Consider the following 15,901-nt stretch of genomic DNA (forward strand, 5'->3'; position numbering starts at 1 on the left):
GTAATCGAAACGACAAACTCCACCATCTCGACTTTTGCCCTCTGCAGCGAAATCGTCGCTTTTCGCAGGAAGCGCCTTTTCCCGATGCCTGCTTTGCTCTAATCCTCAGGAAAGAAAATGCAGGAGGTGAGCATGGCGAAGGTGGCATTCATCGGTCTCGGAGTGATGGGTTTTCCGATGGCGGGGCATCTGAAGGAAAAGGGTGGCCATGAGGTTACCGTCTACAACCGCACGGCCTCGAAAGCCTCCGACTGGGCCGGGAAGTACGGCGGCAAGACCGCATCTACCCCCGCAGAGGCCGCCAGGGATGCCGATTTCGTCTTTACCTGCGTCGGCAATGACGACGATCTCCGCTCGGTGACATTGGGCGATACGGGCGTACTCGCCGGCATGAAACCGGGTGCGGTCCTGATCGACAACACGACCGCCAGCGCCGAGGTCGCCCGTGAGCTGGAGGCCGCCGCGAAGGCAAAAGGCGTCGGTTTCATCGACGCGCCTGTCTCCGGGGGCCAGGCGGGAGCCGAAAACGGTGTGCTGACCGTCATGTGCGGCGGCAACGAGGCGACGTTCGACAAGGCAAAACCGGTGATCGACGCCTATGCCCGCATGGTCGGCCTGATGGGTCCGGCAGGCGCCGGCCAGCTCACGAAGATGATGAACCAGATCTGCATCGCGGGCCTCGTCCAGGGGCTCGCCGAATCGATCCACTTCGGCAAACAGGCCGGCCTCGACATCGAAAAGGTCATCGAGGTCATCTCCAAGGGTGCGGCAGGCTCATGGCAGATGGAAAACCGCTACAAGACGATGAATGCCGGCAAATATGATTTCGGCTTCGCGGTCGACTGGATGCGCAAGGATCTCGACATCGTGTTGACCGAAGCCCGCCGCAACGGCGCGAAGCTCCCGGTGACCGCCCTTGTCGATCAATTTTATGGCGACGTCCAGGCGATGGGAGGCAAGCGCTGGGATACGTCGTCGCTACTCGCCCGGCTCGAAAAGAAATGAAACTCGTCCCCTCTTCGTCCGCCGAAGATATCGTTGCGCATCTTCAGACGCTGCGCAACGAGGCCAATATCGCGGGCATGGGCCGCTTCGGCATCGACACCGCCACAGCGCTCGGCATCACCACGCCGCAGATGAAGACGATCGTCCGTCAGGTCGGGAAAGATCACGCCCGCGCCCTGAGGCTCTGGAATACCGGGCTTCGCGACGCCCGCATGGCCGCCATCCTCACAGCCGATCCTAAAACGCTGACCAAGACGGAGGCGAGGCGCTGGGCGGGCGACTTCAATTCGTGGGAGATCGTCGACACCGCCGCCGATCTCTTCACCCAAACGCCGTTCTGGAAGGAACTGATCGCTGAATTCGCCGAGGAGGAGCAGGAATTCGTGCGCCGCACCGCTTTTGCGATGATCGCAGGCGCGGTTGTCCACAACAAGCAGGAACCGGATGCGACGTTCATCAGCTACCTTCCGCTGATCGAACGCCATGCAGAAGATCCGCGCAATTTCGTCAGGAAAGCCGTTAACTGGGCGCTGCGCAATATCGGCAAGCGCAATCGAACCTGCCACCCTCCCGCCCTTGCGCTGGCCGAAAGGCTCGCCGCCTCTACCGACAAGACCGCGCGCTGGATCGGCAAGGATGCCGTCAAGGAACTCGCAAGCGAAAAGCTTCTGGCTCGGCTAAAGCCTTAGTCGGTCTTCCCACCCGGTATTGCCGCGGCGTCGCGCCGGCAAATGTCCGAAACGCCTTGATGAAGGAACTCGTGCTTTCGAACCCGCATGCAAGCCCGATTTCCGTGACCGGCTCCCCTCCGGCCAGCAGCATCTCCTTGGCTTTCACCATCCGCGCCCGGTGCCGGAAATCGCGAAAGCTCATGCCGAGCTCCGCGTCGAACCGCCGCGCCAACGTCCGTTCCGAAAGACGCGCTGCCTCCGCCAGGGTGGAGAAATCGACATCGCTGTCCAGCTGTTCCAGCAACCGGTCGATGGCGACTGCCATGCACGGCGACTGCGGTTTCGGTAACCAGGTGTCATCTTCTGCCGCGGCCAATTCGCCTGCTGCGGACGCAAGCGCCTTGAAAAAGGCATTCGCAGCTCCGTCACCTGCGTTGCGCCCGAAATCCCAGCGCATGACATACAGGAGCATCTGCCGCACCAGCTCGGAAAGGCCAAAGACCCGGCAGCCCGGCAGCGGCGCTTTAAACTCGCCATCGCCGAAGAGGACCGAGGATGCCGTGGCCGGGCCCTTGCTTCGTACCGCAATCACCGTTCCCCGCGCAATCAGCGCCGCCCTTTGTGGCGGCAGCATCCAGCGGCGCTGGCCGATGTCGAGAATGAAAGTACCGGCCGACGCGTAGAGCAGGTAATCGGCATCGAAGGCCCGTTCGATCTCGAATGGTTCGTCAATAACCCGATGATACGCATGAGAGATTGTCGCCATCGCCCTGCCGGATTTGCTCTACGCCACCTGCTGTCCCCGCATCTGCTTTAGCAGTTCGGCAGTGTCGAGCAATGCGGAATGGCGGACGATCTTCTGGTCCTGCAAAACGAAGGTTCGATAGGCGCGCACGCAAACCGGATTGCCGGATGGCTCGATACCTTTAAACGCCCCCTGATGGGTGCCGCGCAGGACCAATTCGCAGACGACGCGATCATCCTCGGCAGTCAACCGCTCGATCGACCAAACGGCATCCGGCATGATCCGCTTCTGCACTGCCACCATGGCGCAGTGCCCATCGGCATTGGCTGGCGAATAGCTGGCCTCTTCATAGTCGGCCGCGAAGAAATCGGCGAACCTCCCGACCTCTCCCCGGTTCCAGATCTCGTCTACGTACCGGTGGACGATCGCCTTGTTGGCATCGGCTTGGTTCTGCATCTCGCGCTCCAGCTTGTTGTGCGGAACACGGATACACGAAAGCGGGCCGTTACTACTTGGCCCGTCCTGCCAGAAAATAATCCCGATCCGCCGATTGGCGAATTATTCCTCGCCCGATTTCTGGTTGTCGAGCGTCATGTAATCGAGCGGCAGTTCGGTCGTATATTTGATCTGCTCCATGGCGAAGACGGAGGAGACGTCGCGGATTTCGATCTTGGCGATCAGCCGCTTGTAGAAGGCGTCGTAGGCGCCGATATCCGGCACCACGACCCGCAGGAGATAGTCGACATCGCCGCTCATGCGATAAAATTCGACCACTTCGGGGAAATCCACGACCACCTCCGAAAACCGTTTCAACCACTCGATCGAGTGGCTGGCGGTGCGGATCGACACGAAGACGGTGACCTTGGTATTGACCTTAACGGGATCGAGGAGCGCCACGCGGCGGCGAATGACGCCGTCTTCTTCCATCTTCTGGATGCGCCGCCAGCACGGCGTGGTCGAAAGCCCTACCTTCTTCGCAAGATCTGCGACGGCCAGAGTTGAATCTTCCTGCAGAATGCGCAGGATCTTGCGGTCGAGGCGGTCCATTCAGTTCCCTTTCGAAATCATTTTTCGTTATACACCTAAATCATAGCAGTTAACCGAATTTTGTTTCAACGGATGAGGCTATCCACATTCTGTCGCAGGACAGGCAGTATCTCGGCCTCGAACCAGGGATTTTTCCTCAGCCAGCTGGTATTGCGCCAGCTCGGATGCGGCAGCGGCAGGATGCGCGGCCCTTCGTTGGCGAAGAAATACTCGCGCCAGTTCGCAACCGTTTCCGTCATGCCCTTCCTGCGCCGCGCGCCGAGATGCCAGGCGTGGGCATAACCGCCGACGGCCAAGATGAGCTCGATCTGCGGCATTGCCGATATCGCCCGGGAGCGCCAGAGCGGCGCGCATTCGCGCCTTGGCGGAAGGTCGCTCCCCTTTGCATCGTAACCCGGAAAACAGAAACCCATCGGCACGATCGCAAAGCGCTCCCGATCGTAGAACTCCTCTCGGTTTACCCCCATCCAGTCGCGCAACCGGTTACCGGAGGCATCGTTGAAGGGCAGCCCGCTTTCATGCACGCGCAGGCCTGGCGCCTGTCCGGCGATCAAGACGCGGGCCGTCCTCGACAACACGGCAACCGGCCGCGGTTCGTGAGGCAGGCGGTCGCCCTCTCTCTTCGCCGGCGCGTCCCGGCAGACGCGGCAGACGGATATCGCCCGCCGCAGCGCCTCGATCTCCGCCTCACGATTGGCCATATGCCTCATTCCCATTCGAACCGATCAATCGTTCGAGCCATTCCAGAACCGCCTCCAGTAAGCCCGATCCATCCATCATGCCCCGGCTGGCGCGCCAGTCGCGCGGATTTTCAAACCGCCCTGCCCAGAGCCGCAACCGCTCGCGCCGCGCCGTACGTTCCTCCTGCATGTAGAGCCCGTAAGCGACCGCCAGACCCTCACGGACCATCGTGCCGTTGACACTCACCGCACCCGCATGGCAGCGCACCACGAGCCGCTCGTAGCGGTCGCGCTCGTGCCCCAAGCACTCTGTTTCGTCCGTCGACACCAGATGCGCCAGATATCGTCTGGCCTCCGCACCGCAGGCCCATCTCCGTCCGCCGCCGTCCTCGCAAGTCTGATCGAGTTCCGGCGCATCGATGCCCTCCAGCCGCAGCCTTTCGCCGCCCGCTGAAAGCGTATCGCCGTCGACCGCGTGAAAGGGTCCGCGGATCGCGCTGTCGGACCCGTCGTTCAACTTGGTGACGATAAGCGCCAGAAGGATGAGCATGGCCACCAGAACCACGCCATCCCTAAATTTCATGAGCCCTATCGCCACAATCGCGCCTTATTGGAAAACGGAAGCTTCAGAGAAATGGCAAACAAAACCTTTCCCGGCAGGACTCTCTTAAGGTTTTGACCCTAGTCTCTCAACCACCCGGGTAAGCAGTTCAGTGGTCATGAGTAACGGCGTCAGCACTTCGACCGACAAGATCATCGTGGATCGATCGCGCAGCCACCGCAACAAGGCTGTATCGAAGGCTGTCCGGGCCACCCGCGAACGGCTGCAATCCAGCTCCAAGGGCAATCAGGTCTTCGACCGCGACATGCTGTCCATGCATGCGAGCGCCGTGCTGCAGGGCGCGTCGATCATGCCGCTGTTCGTGATCGTTGTGACGGCGATCGGCATCTATATCAACCCGAGCGCCAATCTGTTCGGCTGGGCTCTTTTGATGCTCAGCCTGCATGCTATCAACGTGCTGCTCGCACGGCGGGCAAGCCGGAAGGAAATCGCCGCGATCGAGACCCGCAAATGGCGAAACAGGCTGCTCGCGGCACAGGTGTTGCTCGGCGTCGGTTGGGCTCTCTTCGCGCTCCAGGACTGCAGCGCCTGCTCCGGCGAGGGCTACTATTTCTATAAGGGCGCGGTTCTGCTCTTTGCTATCTCCATCATGGCAATGAGCACCTTCATGCTGAGGCTCGGAGTGCTTTTCGGCTTCCTGCCGGCGGTCGCAGTCTTGCTCGCGATGTCGTTCTTCTCGCGGCAGGTGCTCGATATCGGCATGACGGCGATGTGCGCCATCGCGGTCGTCTTTTTCCACTATATCGCCGACCGGCTCTACCGCTCCAATCTCACCTTGATGTCCTACCAGTCGGAAAAGGACGACCTGATTGCGGAACTGGAAGTGGCCAAATCCATGTCGGACGAGGCCCGCCGGCGAGCCGAGGAAGCCAATCTGGCGAAATCGCGCTTTCTCGCCTCCATGTCGCACGAATTGCGCACACCGCTCAACGCCATCCTCGGCTTTTCCGAGGTGATGAGTTCGGAGGTCCTCGGCCCGCTCGCCAATCCCACCTATCGGGAATATGCAGGGGATATCCACCGTTCGGGCCATCACCTCCTCAACCTCATCAACGAAATCCTCGACCTGTCGCGCATCGAGGCGGGCCGCTACGATCTCAGCGAAGAGGCGCTTTCGCTCCTCGAAATCGCCGAGGATTGCATCGGCATGGTCCAGCTGCGGGCCCGAGCCAAGAACATCTCGATCCGCGAGCAGTTCGAGCCAGATCTGCCGCAGGTCTGGGCCGATGAAAAGGCCATGCGGCAGGTATTGCTGAACCTCCTGTCGAATGCGGTGAAATTCACCCCCCAAGGCGGCGAGGTCATGGTCAAGGTCGGGTGGACGGCCGGCGGCGGCCAGTATGTGGCCATCAAGGACAACGGCCCCGGCATTCCGGAAGAGGAAATACCCGTCGTCCTCTCGGCCTTCGGCCAGGGATCGATCGCGATCAAGAGCGCCGAACAGGGTACCGGCCTCGGCCTGCCGATCGTACAGGCGATCCTTGCCAAGCACGACGGCCAGTTCATCCTGCGCTCCAAGCTGCGCGAAGGCACCGAGGCGATCGCCATCCTGCCCGCAACCCGCGTGCTGCAGAGCGTCCCCGCCGTGGCCGACGCGCCAGCCATCGAACGCCGCCGCAAGAGCTTTGCGTAATGCAGGCTCTTTTACAATGACAGGTTCCAGTGCAGACTGACAGTATGGCCGCGCTTCTCGACTACGCAAGCGAAGTTGCAAAAGGCCTGCCCGACCATAAACAGGATCGGTTAGCGGTCGCTATCACCCGATATCAGCACGAATTAGCCGGTCTCGTGCCTTCGGGAAATGAGATTTTTACAAAACCCTGCCTGAACCGGAGAGGCAGGAAGTTCTGGCCATCCTGACCAAGCATGGTTCTATGCCCGCCTTAGAAGGCTAGATTCTTGACCACCACGTAAAGCACGAAGAGCCCGTTGGCGCAGAGCAGGCAAAAACACCGCAAACGAGCCGAGATCTTTGGCATGCCGGCCGACTGTCGAGATTTCCGGGGAAATGCGATCCACCAGCTCCTCGATTGCCGTATTCAGCGATTCGACCGAGAACAGCACCAGCATCAGGATGAGAAAGACGAAATAATCGAGCGCCGACGCACCGACCAGCGCGAAGAGCACGAGGCCAGCGGCAAAGGCGACGACCTCGTGGCGAAACGCCTCCTCTTTCCAGAGCCGGACCAATCCCTGCATGGAATAGCGCGTCGCAGCGATGACCCGGCGGATGCCGCTCGCCTTTGCGATATTGCTGTCGAGCGGCGTCTTTTCCATCCGGATCAGTTGCTCTTGTTGCTGACACCTGCCTGGTCGAACGTCGCCATGCCGGAATGGCAGGCGGCGGCGGCCTTGACGATGCCGGCCGCGAGTGCAGCACCCGTCCCCTCGCCGAGGCGCATGCCGAGCGCCAGCAAAGGCGTCTTGCCGAGCTTCTCGATGGCGCGCAGATGGCCAGGTTCCCCGGAGACATGGCCGACCAGGCAGTGGTCGAGCGCGGACGGGTTGGCGGCCTTCAGGATGGACGCCGCGGCCGTCACCACATAACCGTCGAGCAGCACGGGAATTTTCTCGACGCGGGCAGCCAGGATGGCGCCGGCGATTGCCGCGATCTCACGTCCGCCCAACCGGCGCAGCACTTCCAGCGGATCGGAGAGATGATCCTTGTGGAATTCCACCGCCTGCTTCACCACCGCGATCTTGCGCTCCAGCAGTTCGCCATGCGAGCCGGTGCCGGGGCCAACCCAGTCATCGGCCGTGCCGCCGTAAAGCGCCAGATTGATCGCCGCGGCGACCGTCGTATTGCCGATCCCCATTTCGCCGATGCACAGGAGGTCGGTGCCGCCTGCAATCGCTTCCATGCCGAAGGCCATGGTCGCGGCGCAATCTCGCTCGGAAAGCGCGGCTTCGGTCGCGATGTCACCGGTCGGGTAATCAAGTGCGAGATCGAAAATCTTGAGGCCGAGATCGTGGGTCACGCAGATCTGGTTGATCGCGGCACCGCCGGCCGCGAAATTCTCGACCATCTGCTGTGTCACCGAGGAGGGATAGGGCGTGATGCCGTGCTTCGTGACCCCGTGGTTGCCGGCGAAGATCGCCACCAGAGGGCGGTTGACTGCCGGAGCCCTGCCGGTCCAGGCGGCAAGCCAGAAGGCGATCTCTTCCAGCCGGCCGAGCGCGCCCGGCGGCTTGGTGAGCTGGGAGTCCCGTTCGCGCGCCGCGACAAGCGCGCGAGAATCCGGTCCCGGAAGATTGGCAAGCAGGGTGCGGAAATCGTCGAAAGGCAGGCCACTCACGCTCATGGAGATCTCTCTTGCTCTGGTCGTCCGGGGGTCGGCTTGTCTTTTCCCGGCAAATCGCGCTTCTTTGCGTTTCTCATAGTCGGGGACTCACGGTGGGACAACTGCCAAACACAAGCGAATTCGTCGCAGACCTTGCACGCTCGATCGGTTTCCTGAGCCGTCTGCCGGTGCCGGACCGTTTTTTCAAGGGCCAGTCCGGCTCGATCTCGCGCGCCGTCCAAGCCTTTCCGGCGGCCGGGCTCGTGATCGCGACCCTTCCTGCCATCGCCCTTTTTCTCCTTGCACCTGGCGATGCCCTGACCGCAGGTCTGATCGCGCTCACGCTTCTGGCGCTTCTGACGGGAGCGCTCCACGAAGACGGTCTTGCGGATGCGGCCGATGGTCTCGGCGGCGGGCGCGACAGGGAACATGCGCTTGTCATCATGAAGGATAGCCGCATCGGCAGCTACGGCGTGATCGCGCTTATCCTTTCGTTCGGATTGCGCGCGAGCGCGCTTGCCGCTCTTGCGCGCCACGAGCCGGCGGCAGCCGCGCTCGCGCTCCTTGGCGCTGCAGCTGTAAGCCGTGCCCTGATGGTCTGGCACTGGCACGCACTGCCATCCGCAAGGGAAACCGGGGTGGCGGCCAGCGCCGGCCTGCCTGAAACTACGGCACGCAATGTCGCCCTCTTCATGGGCGTCGCTTTGGCCCTGGTCCTCCTGGTCCTCGTTCTTGGGTTGCCCAAAGTGCTGCTGTCGCTGATTGTCGCAGGCGCGCTCTGCTTCGGTTTTACCCGTTATGTGCGCGGCAAGATCGAAGGCCATACGGGCGATACGATCGGCGCCAGCCAACAACTCTCAGAGATCGGCATGCTTGCCACTCTTGCTCTCGCCATCTGAACCCACGATATAGGTTGCATGATTTCGCCCTGCATTCTCGTCTGCTCCATCGACACCAAGACCGGCTACTGCTTCGGCTGCGGGCGCACGCGCGAGGAAATCGCCGCCTGGATAGACTACACGGATGCCGAACGGCTCGCACTGATGGAAACACTGCCCGCACGGCTCGAGACCGTCGAGCGGAAGCCTCGCCGGGAAACGAAACGGCAGCGTTTGGCCAGGGAGCGCTACGACGCATGAACGCCCTAACGCTCATTCTCCTCGTCCTCGGCGCGGGACTTGCGCTGCTGATATTCAATCACGACGCAGGCCAGACCTTCGGCATCGCCAATGACGATTTCGGGCAGATCATCTATCTGCTTCCGATCGCCGGCCTGTTGTCGGTCGGCATCCTCTCCGGCCGCCGCGGCAGATCCGGCGAAGTGCTGAGGAACATCGCCATCTGGCTACTGATCGTGCTTGGGCTGGTCGCCGCCTATCTCTACCGGGACGACGCCCGCAGTTTCGGCGCCCGTATGACCGCGGGCTTGCTGCCCGGCACCGCGGTGTCCGTGACGACCAGCGAGGGTGGCAACGAGGTGATCATCCACAAGACGCGCGGCAACCATTTCCAGACCAATGTCCGTGTCGACGGCAAGGTGCTGCCGATGCTCGTCGATACCGGCGCCAGCACCGTGGTGCTTTCCTATGAACATGCGCGGGCGATCGGCCTCGATCCTGGAGCTCTCGACTTTTCAGTCAGCGTCATGACGGCCAACGGCCGCGCCATGGCCGCACCCGTGCGTCTCGACGAGATCGCCATAGGACCTATCGTCCGAAAAAACATCCGCGCCCTGGTGGCAGAGGAAGGACGGCTTGACGAAAGCCTTCTCGGCATGAGCTTCCTCTCCACGCTCGGTTCGCTGCAGATGCAGACCGACGAGCTCCGGTTGAGAGACTGACAGCTACCCGGCGGGTCGTGGACGGCTCGATGGACGCTTTTGCCCCAAACGCAATCAAAACGTGTTGTTAGTATATAATACTATCTGTCGGTTGACTGCCGCTCCACTCGCGGCAATTATAGTTCACCTTCTCGCGCGCAAGCATTCCGCAAGCATCACTGAATCCATCACCTGTATTTTCTCATCGTTCCTTTAAAAGTGGGAGGACAACCTATGTCGTCGCCGCACCAGCGAGACGTGGATACTGCTCATCTTCATCCAGCCGTTCGGAAGGCGGCGCGGTTGATCGTCGAAGAGCTCAACACCGAAGGCTTTCCCTTCCGGATATTCGAGGCTTTTCGCTCTCCCCAGCGGCAGGAATTTCTATATGCGCAGGGTCGGACGCGTCCGGGTCCGATCGTGACGAAGGCGAGACCGTGGAGGTCCTACCACCAGTATGGACTGGCGATCGATCTGGTCCTGTTCGTGAATGGGCAGTGGAGCTAGAAGACCAGCGGCGAATATCGTGACGCGTGGAAAAGGGTGCACCAGATCGGCGAGAGCCACGGGCTCGAAGCATTGTCCTGGGAGCTGCCGCATCTGCAGATGGCCGGACTGGACAGCGGCGATCTTGCGAACGGCAAATACCCCTCCGGTGGCGATGAGAGCTGGGCCGAAAATCTGGAAGCCGCGATTGCCGGCTGGTCCGGCACGCCCGCCGCACCACCGGTACCGGAAGAGATACCGACCCGCCCTCCTTTGCCGATGGAAGCCCTCGTCGCGACCGAAACCTTTACGCAGTCCAATCCGCTGCCTGCAGTCGGCCAGCAAAGCTGGCATCGCAAGTTCAACGGCATCGAATGGCGCTTTGACGAGGATGGCATCTATATTCGCAGCTATGCCGGAGGCCAGAAACCGTTGCGCAGTTCGGGCGCTCCGTTGACCTGTCGCGCCATCTGGGATGCTTTCAGCGTGCAGATCGATCTGATGGCCCGCCGCTTCGCCATACCCCCTGAAATCATCATCACGACGATTGCTGCCGAAGCTGCTGCCTATCGCGCGCAGGGTTTCACCGGCCCTTCGACATTCCGCTGGGAGGCGCATGTCTGGAACAAGGACGTCAACCCACCGGTGCAGGGAGACTACAGCGCCGGCCCGATGCAGACACTCGCCACCACGGCGCGATGGGTGATCGACGCGCAGTCGCTTCCCTACCACAAGTTTCAGGTGGCGCCCGTCTATCCTTTGCGGCCTTCGCCTCCGCCGGCGATCCATCCCCTCTACGATGCGACGACCAATATCGAGATCGGCATCGCCGAGATCAAGCAGCGGTTCGGCTTGACGGGCACGGATCCGATTCTCGTTGCGGCTGCCTTCAACGCCGGCGGACTGTATGAAACCGACGCCAATGCCTGGCACCTGCGCAGCCACGGCAATCATCTGGACCGCGCCGCGCAATGGTTCGGGGACGCCTGCGCCGTTCTGAAGGAGGTCGGACTGCGGTAGACAGTTCAGTTCGGTCTGCTCATCGGGCCAATGTCAACCAAACCTCGAACCGCTTCATCGCCGTCGCCCTTTTTCCTGAATTGGCTCGGGGGTGCTCCGATGATGCGCTTGAAGGCGCGGCTGAACGAGGCTTCCGCATCGTAGCCCAGACGCTGCGCGACGACCGACACGCGCATGCCGTTGCCCAACCATTGGCGCGCCTGGTGCATGCGCACCCGCGCTACATACCGCGCCGGCGTTTCGCCCACCACCCGAAGAAACCGCTCTGCAAATCCGGAGCGGGACACGCCCATGATCCGCGCCAAGGCCGCCACGCTCCAGTCCCGTTCCGGCTGCAGATGGATGGCTGCCAGCACCCGGCCGACTTCGGGATTGCGGACGGCCGCGATCCAGCCCGTCGTGTCGCCGCAACCGTGCTCTACCCAGGTGCGGATGAGGGTGGCCGTCAGAACGTCGGCAAGGCGCGCCAGAATTCCCCCGGCGCCCACCCGGTCCAATTCCACCTCCCGCGCCATGGCATCGAGAAGATGCGGGATCGACGGCTCGTTCTTCGCCAGATCGCTGGTCAGCATCACCTGCGGCATGAGCTGCAAAAGCGGATGAAGCTTGTCGATATTGAAACGCATCGAAGCCGTGAGCGCCACCGTACCGCCGCAGACTTCGGCACATTTTACGTCGAACACCCCCTGGCAGACTTCCTTGCGGCCGAAATGATCGAACGGCAGCGCCGGAATACCGGGTGCGCTCGCCAGCACATGCGCATCGCCGCGCGGCAGAAGTGCCGCATCGCCCGGCCGCAAAGCCAGCCATTCCCCGCACGGCGTCTGCAGCCAGGCGGAACCCGAGGAGATGAAATGGAGCCGTGCCGCTTCCTGCGCGGGAAAGGAGGTCGCCCAGGGTTCGGCCAATCTGCAGCGGCCGTATTCGACGCCGTCGAGCCGCAGCCCGCGCAACATCTCGGTCAAAGGATCGGCCACATCAGCGGGTTCAATTTTGGACGAACGGTCAAGCATGTCGGATTTTCTAGCATGGAAACTACAGGCTGTCACGCCTACGTCTGGTCAACCCCGATAGGGAAACTGTGCCACCTCCCAACACAGGAACATGAACCATGACAGACAGCACTTTCGAAGAGGACGGTCGCCTGCGCGATACGTCCGTTTCCGGCAGCAAGGCCCGGTGGGACGCGGTCGTCTCTCTGACGCTCGGCGTATTCGGTCTCGTGACGGCGGAATTCCTGCCGGCGAGCCTGCTCACCCCCATCTCCGCCGATCTCGGCATCAGTTCCGGCACCGCCGGCCAGACGGTGACCGTGACGGCCGTCGTCGCAGCATTCGCCGGCCCCGGCGTCGTCATCGGCACCCGCAGCCTCGACCGGCGCTGGACGCTGTTCGGTCTGACCGCCCTGCTTATCCTCTCCTGCGCATTGGCCGCTGTTGCCAACGGCCTGCCCCTGCTTCTCGTCTCGCGCGTGCTGCTCGGCATCGGGCTTGGCGGTTTCTGGGCCATGTCGGGGGCGCTTGCCATGCGGCTCGTGCCGCTGGACCATCTGCCGCGGGCCATGGCGATGATCTTCACCGGCGTCTCGGTGGCGACGGTCGCCGCCGCACCGCTCGGCGCCTATATCGGCTCCACTCTCGGCTGGCGGGCGGCTTTCATGCTGGCCGGCGCGGTCGGCGTGCTGGCGCTGCTTGCCCAGGCCATCACCATGCCCTCGCTGCCGCCTGCCGGACATGCCGGACTCGGCACGCTTGTGAGCGTCCTGAAGCGGCCGAAGATCCGCATCGGGCTTCTTGCGACGCTTCTCATCGTCGCCGGGCATTTCGCGGGCTTCACCTACATCCGTCCGTATCTCGAGGAGATTCCGCGGCTTGACGTCGAGATGATCTCGCTCGTCCTGCTCGCCTTCGGCATCAGCGGCTTCTTCGGCAATATCGTCGGGGGCATGATCACCGAACGCAGCGCTACCCTCGGCGTTATCTTCGGCGCCGGGCTTCTCGCGCTCACCGCCGTCATCCTCATTTCAACCGGGGTTTCCTTCGCGGCTTCCGCCGTCGCGGTCACTTTGTGGGGCTTTGCCTTCGGGGCGCTGCCGGTCAGCATCCAGAGCTACATCACGCGGGCGGCATCCGACGAGGCGGAAAGTGCCGGCGCCCTGCTGCTGACGACCTTCCAGATCGCCATTTCCAGCGGCGCCGTGCTCGGCGGGCTGCTGGTCGATGCAGAGGGCCCGCTCGGCGTCATGACCTTCCTCGGCATCGCATCCATCCTGGGCGCGTCGGTGATGGTCCTGCGCGGCGGGCGCCAGCTCCAGCTCAGCGAGGGCTGAACCGGATCGAACTACCGGCTGCGGTCAGCTCCGCAGCCGGTACCCGGTGTGGAAGATCCAGCCGAGAATGGAAAGGCAAATGGCCAGGAACAGGCCGACCATGCCGAGGCTGAGTAGCGGATTGACGTCGGCGATTTCGTAAAAGCTCCAGCGGAAGCCGCTGACCAGATAGAGCACCGGATTGAAATGGCTGACCGCCTGCCAGAAGGGCGGCAGCATGTCGATCGAATAGAAGCTGCCCCCGAGGAAGGTTAACGGCGGCACGACCAGCATCGGCACGATGTTGAGCTGCTCGAAATTCTTGGCCCAGATGCCGATGATGAAGCCGAACAGGCTGAAGGTCACCGCCGTCAGCACCAGGAAGGTCAGCATCACGAAGGGGTGGGCGATCGAGATGTCGACGAAGAAGGACGCCGTCGCCAGAATGATCAGGCCGATGATCAGCCCCTTGCTCGCCGCCGCCCCCACGTAACCGATCAGGATCTCCGTCATGGCGACGGGCGCCGACAGGATTTCATAGATCGTGCCGGTGAATTTCGGGAAATAGATGCCGATCGAGCCGTTGCCGATACATTGCGTGAGCAGCGTCAGCATGATCAGCCCGGGCGTGATGAAGGAACCGTAGGAAACGCCCTCGATCGCCTGCATGCGGGAGCCGATCGCCGTGCCGAAGACGATGAAATAGAGGGAGGTGGTGATGACCGGCGATATGACGCTCTGCAGCAGAGTCCGCCGCATCCGGGCCATCTCGAAGAAATAGATCGACTTGATTGCCTCGACGTTCATGCCTGTTCTCCCACCAGTGCGACAAAAATGTCCTCCAGCGAACTCTGCCGCGTCGAAAGATCGCGGAAATGAATGTTTTCTGCCTGCAACATGGAGAGCAGCGAGGCGATACTGCCGTCCCCCTCCTCGCCCTGGTATTCGTGAAGCAGTGCCGCACCGTCTTCCGAGAGCGTCAGATTGTAAGGTGAAAGGCTGACCGGCAGGTTCTTCAGCGGTTCGGCAAGCTCCAGCCGGAGCTGCTTGCGTCCGAGCTTCTTCATCAGCGCCGTTTTCTCCTCGATCAGCAGCAGCTTGCCGCCGTTGATGACGCCGACCCGGTCGGCGATCTCCTCCGCCTCTTCGATGTAATGGGTGGTGAGGATGATGGTGACGCCATTTTCCCTGAGCCTTTCGACCACCTGCCACATTTCGCGGCGCAGGTTGACGTCGACGCCAGCGGTCGGCTCGTCGAGGAACAATATCTTCGGTTCATGCGCCAACGCCTTGGCGATCAGGACGCGCCGCTTCATGCCGCCGGAAAGTTCGCGCAGCATATTGTCCTTCTTGTCCCAGAGCGACAGGTCCTTGAGGACGCTTTCGACCAATTCAGGGTTCGGCTTCTTGCCGTGCACCCCGCGGGAAAAACTGACGGTGTTCCACACCGTCTCGAACATATCGGTCGTCAGTTCCTGCGGCACCAGTCCGATCATCGCCCGGGTCTGGCGGAAATCCCGTACCACGTCATAGCCGCCGACCAGCACCTTGCCGCCCGATGGATTGACCAGCCCGCAGACGATCGAGATCAGTGTCGTCTTGCCGGCGCCGTTCGGCCCGAGCAGCGCAAGAATCTCGCCCTCCTCGATCTCGAGGTCGATGCCTTTCAGCGCTTCAAAACCGTTGCCGTAGGTTTTGGTCAGATTCTGGATGGAAACAACGGGAGCCATGCGAACGGGTCTTTGCGGATTGGATTTGCGAGAAGTGCCGCCAATATAGGCAGCCCTTTCCTTGAAACCATCCCTCCCTGAACGAATATTGCGTTCGCTTTTCTTGACCAATCGGCCGGACCCACGATCGCCGGCAAAGACAGTGGCCATCGGAAGCGGCGCTTGCCGAGACTGTCATTTTCCCGTGACGTTCCTGCAGCATTGTCCCGGTCAGGCAAGCAACGGTCCCGCTTCCCCGCCGCACCCATCCCTTGCGTGACCGTCATGACCTACATGTTTCAGATCATTGCTTTTCGCTTGCCGCATTGCTTCTGATTTTCAGTAAGAGAGCTCATTTCGGAGGCATGGCTGCTCCCCCAAGTCGATCTCCGCCCTGGCCGGCCTCAGTGCCGGCCTTATACATTGAGAGGCCGGAGCGTCTGTTATGATGCTCCGGCCTCGTTTGTCATTGGGGTGATCGCAACACCGCAATGGCTGAGGGCAAAGC

General features: G+C 61.8%; 18 protein-coding genes and 1 pseudogene. 9 read left to right on the forward strand and 10 right to left on the reverse strand.

The features are described from left to right. Window positions 1-117 precede the first annotated feature (117 nt). Both EDE05_RS24245 and EDE05_RS24250 read left to right on the forward strand, forming a co-directional pair. A complete protein-coding gene (locus tag EDE05_RS24245) occupies window positions 118-1,005 on the forward strand; it encodes an NAD(P)-dependent oxidoreductase (RefSeq protein ID WP_132413406.1) in 888 nt (295 codons plus the stop codon). Next, window positions 1,002-1,694: a DNA alkylation repair protein gene (locus EDE05_RS24250; protein WP_132413408.1), complete on the forward strand. Its 693-nt coding sequence runs from the start codon at window positions 1,002-1,004 to the stop codon at window positions 1,692-1,694. The genes EDE05_RS24245 and EDE05_RS24250 overlap by 4 nt, the downstream gene beginning before the upstream one ends. Here EDE05_RS24250 and EDE05_RS24255 read toward each other — a convergent pair. From EDE05_RS24255 to EDE05_RS24275, 5 genes are all read right to left on the reverse strand, one after another. Next, the gene (locus tag EDE05_RS24255; RefSeq protein ID WP_132413410.1) at window positions 1,648-2,442 is read right to left on the reverse strand and encodes an AraC family transcriptional regulator; all 795 of its coding nucleotides are present in this window, start codon (window positions 2,440-2,442) and stop codon (window positions 1,648-1,650) included. The genes EDE05_RS24250 and EDE05_RS24255 overlap by 47 nt on opposite strands. Before the next feature lie 18 nt (window positions 2,443-2,460). Then, the gene (locus EDE05_RS24260; RefSeq protein ID WP_112798202.1) at window positions 2,461-2,877 is read right to left on the reverse strand and encodes an ester cyclase; all 417 of its coding nucleotides are present in this window, start codon (window positions 2,875-2,877) and stop codon (window positions 2,461-2,463) included. A 102-nt stretch (window positions 2,878-2,979) separates the two neighbouring features. Beyond that, window positions 2,980-3,468, reverse strand: coding sequence for an Lrp/AsnC family transcriptional regulator (locus tag EDE05_RS24265; RefSeq protein WP_046637655.1), 489 nt, complete (start codon window positions 3,466-3,468; stop codon window positions 2,980-2,982). 65 nt (window positions 3,469-3,533) lie between these two features. Further along, complete coding sequence (locus EDE05_RS24270) at window positions 3,534-4,178, reverse strand: uracil-DNA glycosylase family protein (RefSeq protein ID WP_166675503.1); 645 nt, start codon at window positions 4,176-4,178, stop codon at window positions 3,534-3,536. Next, window positions 4,156-4,731: a thermonuclease family protein gene (locus tag EDE05_RS24275; RefSeq protein WP_132413414.1), complete on the reverse strand. Its 576-nt coding sequence runs from the start codon at window positions 4,729-4,731 to the stop codon at window positions 4,156-4,158. Before EDE05_RS24275 ends, EDE05_RS24270 begins: the two co-directional genes overlap by 23 nt. A 136-nt stretch (window positions 4,732-4,867) precedes the next feature. Here EDE05_RS24275 and EDE05_RS24280 point away from each other — a divergent pair, with 136 nt between their 5' ends. Further along, on the forward strand, window positions 4,868-6,403 hold the full coding sequence (locus EDE05_RS24280; protein ID WP_105372577.1) for a HAMP domain-containing sensor histidine kinase: 1,536 nt from the start codon (window positions 4,868-4,870) through the stop codon (window positions 6,401-6,403). A 250-nt stretch (window positions 6,404-6,653) separates the two neighbouring features. Here EDE05_RS24280 and EDE05_RS24285 read toward each other — a convergent pair. Together EDE05_RS24285 and cobT are read right to left on the reverse strand one after the other, a co-directional pair. Next, window positions 6,654-7,047 (reverse strand): annotated as a pseudogene (locus EDE05_RS24285) (diacylglycerol kinase). 5 nt (window positions 7,048-7,052) lie between these two features. Continuing rightward, a complete protein-coding gene (cobT, locus tag EDE05_RS24290) occupies window positions 7,053-8,072 on the reverse strand; it encodes a nicotinate-nucleotide--dimethylbenzimidazole phosphoribosyltransferase (RefSeq protein ID WP_132413418.1) in 1,020 nt (339 codons plus the stop codon). A 101-nt stretch (window positions 8,073-8,173) separates the two neighbouring features. On the opposite strand from cobT, the gene EDE05_RS24295 reads away from it, so the two are divergent. The 5 genes from EDE05_RS24295 (at window position 8,174) to EDE05_RS24315 (ending at window position 11,376) form a co-directional block, all read left to right on the forward strand. Further along, on the forward strand, window positions 8,174-8,950 hold the full coding sequence (locus tag EDE05_RS24295; RefSeq protein WP_132413428.1) for an adenosylcobinamide-GDP ribazoletransferase: 777 nt from the start codon (window positions 8,174-8,176) through the stop codon (window positions 8,948-8,950). Between the two features lie 18 nt (window positions 8,951-8,968). Next, window positions 8,969-9,190, forward strand: a complete 222-nt coding sequence (locus EDE05_RS24300) for a DUF1289 domain-containing protein (RefSeq protein WP_132413420.1) — start codon at window positions 8,969-8,971, stop codon at window positions 9,188-9,190. Then, window positions 9,187-9,891, forward strand: a complete 705-nt coding sequence (locus EDE05_RS24305) for a TIGR02281 family clan AA aspartic protease (RefSeq protein ID WP_112798212.1) — start codon at window positions 9,187-9,189, stop codon at window positions 9,889-9,891. Before EDE05_RS24300 ends, EDE05_RS24305 begins: the two co-directional genes overlap by 4 nt. A 213-nt stretch (window positions 9,892-10,104) precedes the next feature. Next, a complete protein-coding gene (locus tag EDE05_RS24310; protein WP_132413422.1) occupies window positions 10,105-10,377 on the forward strand; it encodes a M15 family metallopeptidase in 273 nt (90 codons plus the stop codon). Between the two features lie 36 nt (window positions 10,378-10,413). Then, on the forward strand, window positions 10,414-11,376 hold the full coding sequence (locus tag EDE05_RS24315) for a hypothetical protein (RefSeq protein WP_132413424.1): 963 nt from the start codon (window positions 10,414-10,416) through the stop codon (window positions 11,374-11,376). A 5-nt stretch (window positions 11,377-11,381) separates the two neighbouring features. Here EDE05_RS24315 and EDE05_RS24320 read toward each other — a convergent pair whose 3' ends face one another. After that, window positions 11,382-12,353 (reverse strand): AraC family transcriptional regulator, encoded by a 972-nt coding sequence (locus EDE05_RS24320; protein WP_105372620.1) that lies wholly within the window; start codon window positions 12,351-12,353, stop codon window positions 11,382-11,384. Window positions 12,354-12,487: 134 nt separating this feature from the next. On the opposite strand from EDE05_RS24320, the gene EDE05_RS24325 reads away from it, so the two are divergent. Next, complete coding sequence (locus EDE05_RS24325; RefSeq protein WP_112798213.1) at window positions 12,488-13,705, forward strand: MFS transporter; 1,218 nt, start codon at window positions 12,488-12,490, stop codon at window positions 13,703-13,705. A gap of 24 nt (window positions 13,706-13,729) precedes the next feature. On the opposite strand, the gene EDE05_RS24330 is transcribed toward EDE05_RS24325, so the two are convergent. Together EDE05_RS24330 and EDE05_RS24335 are read right to left on the reverse strand one after the other, a co-directional pair. Next, window positions 13,730-14,491, reverse strand: coding sequence for an ABC transporter permease (locus EDE05_RS24330; RefSeq protein WP_105372568.1), 762 nt, complete (start codon window positions 14,489-14,491; stop codon window positions 13,730-13,732). After that, complete coding sequence (locus EDE05_RS24335) at window positions 14,488-15,414, reverse strand: ABC transporter ATP-binding protein (RefSeq protein WP_105372619.1); 927 nt, start codon at window positions 15,412-15,414, stop codon at window positions 14,488-14,490. Before EDE05_RS24335 ends, EDE05_RS24330 begins: the two co-directional genes overlap by 4 nt. Window positions 15,415-15,901 lie beyond the last annotated feature (487 nt).

Source organism: Neorhizobium sp. R1-B, assembly GCF_004368875.1.
Taxonomy (GTDB): Bacteria; Pseudomonadota; Alphaproteobacteria; order Rhizobiales; family Rhizobiaceae; genus Neorhizobium; species Neorhizobium huautlense.

Coding starts and splice junctions, on each gene's coding strand:
- EDE05_RS24275 (WP_132413414.1), bottom strand. CDS start 4,731: ATGAAATTTAGGGATGGCGTGGTTCTGGTGGCCATGCTCATCCTTCTG.
- cobT (WP_132413418.1), bottom strand. CDS start 8,072: ATGAGCGTGAGTGGCCTGCCTTTCGACGATTTCCGCACCCTGCTTGCC.
- EDE05_RS24305 (WP_112798212.1), top strand. CDS start 9,187: ATGAACGCCCTAACGCTCATTCTCCTCGTCCTCGGCGCGGGACTTGCG.
- EDE05_RS24260 (WP_112798202.1), bottom strand. CDS start 2,877: ATGCAGAACCAAGCCGATGCCAACAAGGCGATCGTCCACCGGTACGTA.
- EDE05_RS24250 (WP_132413408.1), top strand. CDS start 1,002: ATGAAACTCGTCCCCTCTTCGTCCGCCGAAGATATCGTTGCGCATCTT.
- EDE05_RS24270 (WP_166675503.1), bottom strand. CDS start 4,178: ATGAGGCATATGGCCAATCGTGAGGCGGAGATCGAGGCGCTGCGGCGG.
- EDE05_RS24300 (WP_132413420.1), top strand. CDS start 8,969: ATGATTTCGCCCTGCATTCTCGTCTGCTCCATCGACACCAAGACCGGC.
- EDE05_RS24280 (WP_105372577.1), top strand. CDS start 4,868: ATGAGTAACGGCGTCAGCACTTCGACCGACAAGATCATCGTGGATCGA.
- EDE05_RS24310 (WP_132413422.1), top strand. CDS start 10,105: ATGTCGTCGCCGCACCAGCGAGACGTGGATACTGCTCATCTTCATCCA.
- EDE05_RS24325 (WP_112798213.1), top strand. CDS start 12,488: ATGACAGACAGCACTTTCGAAGAGGACGGTCGCCTGCGCGATACGTCC.
- EDE05_RS24255 (WP_132413410.1), bottom strand. CDS start 2,442: ATGGCGACAATCTCTCATGCGTATCATCGGGTTATTGACGAACCATTC.
- EDE05_RS24335 (WP_105372619.1), bottom strand. CDS start 15,414: ATGGCTCCCGTTGTTTCCATCCAGAATCTGACCAAAACCTACGGCAAC.
- EDE05_RS24265 (WP_046637655.1), bottom strand. CDS start 3,468: ATGGACCGCCTCGACCGCAAGATCCTGCGCATTCTGCAGGAAGATTCA.
- EDE05_RS24245 (WP_132413406.1), top strand. CDS start 118: ATGCAGGAGGTGAGCATGGCGAAGGTGGCATTCATCGGTCTCGGAGTG.
- EDE05_RS24330 (WP_105372568.1), bottom strand. CDS start 14,491: ATGAACGTCGAGGCAATCAAGTCGATCTATTTCTTCGAGATGGCCCGG.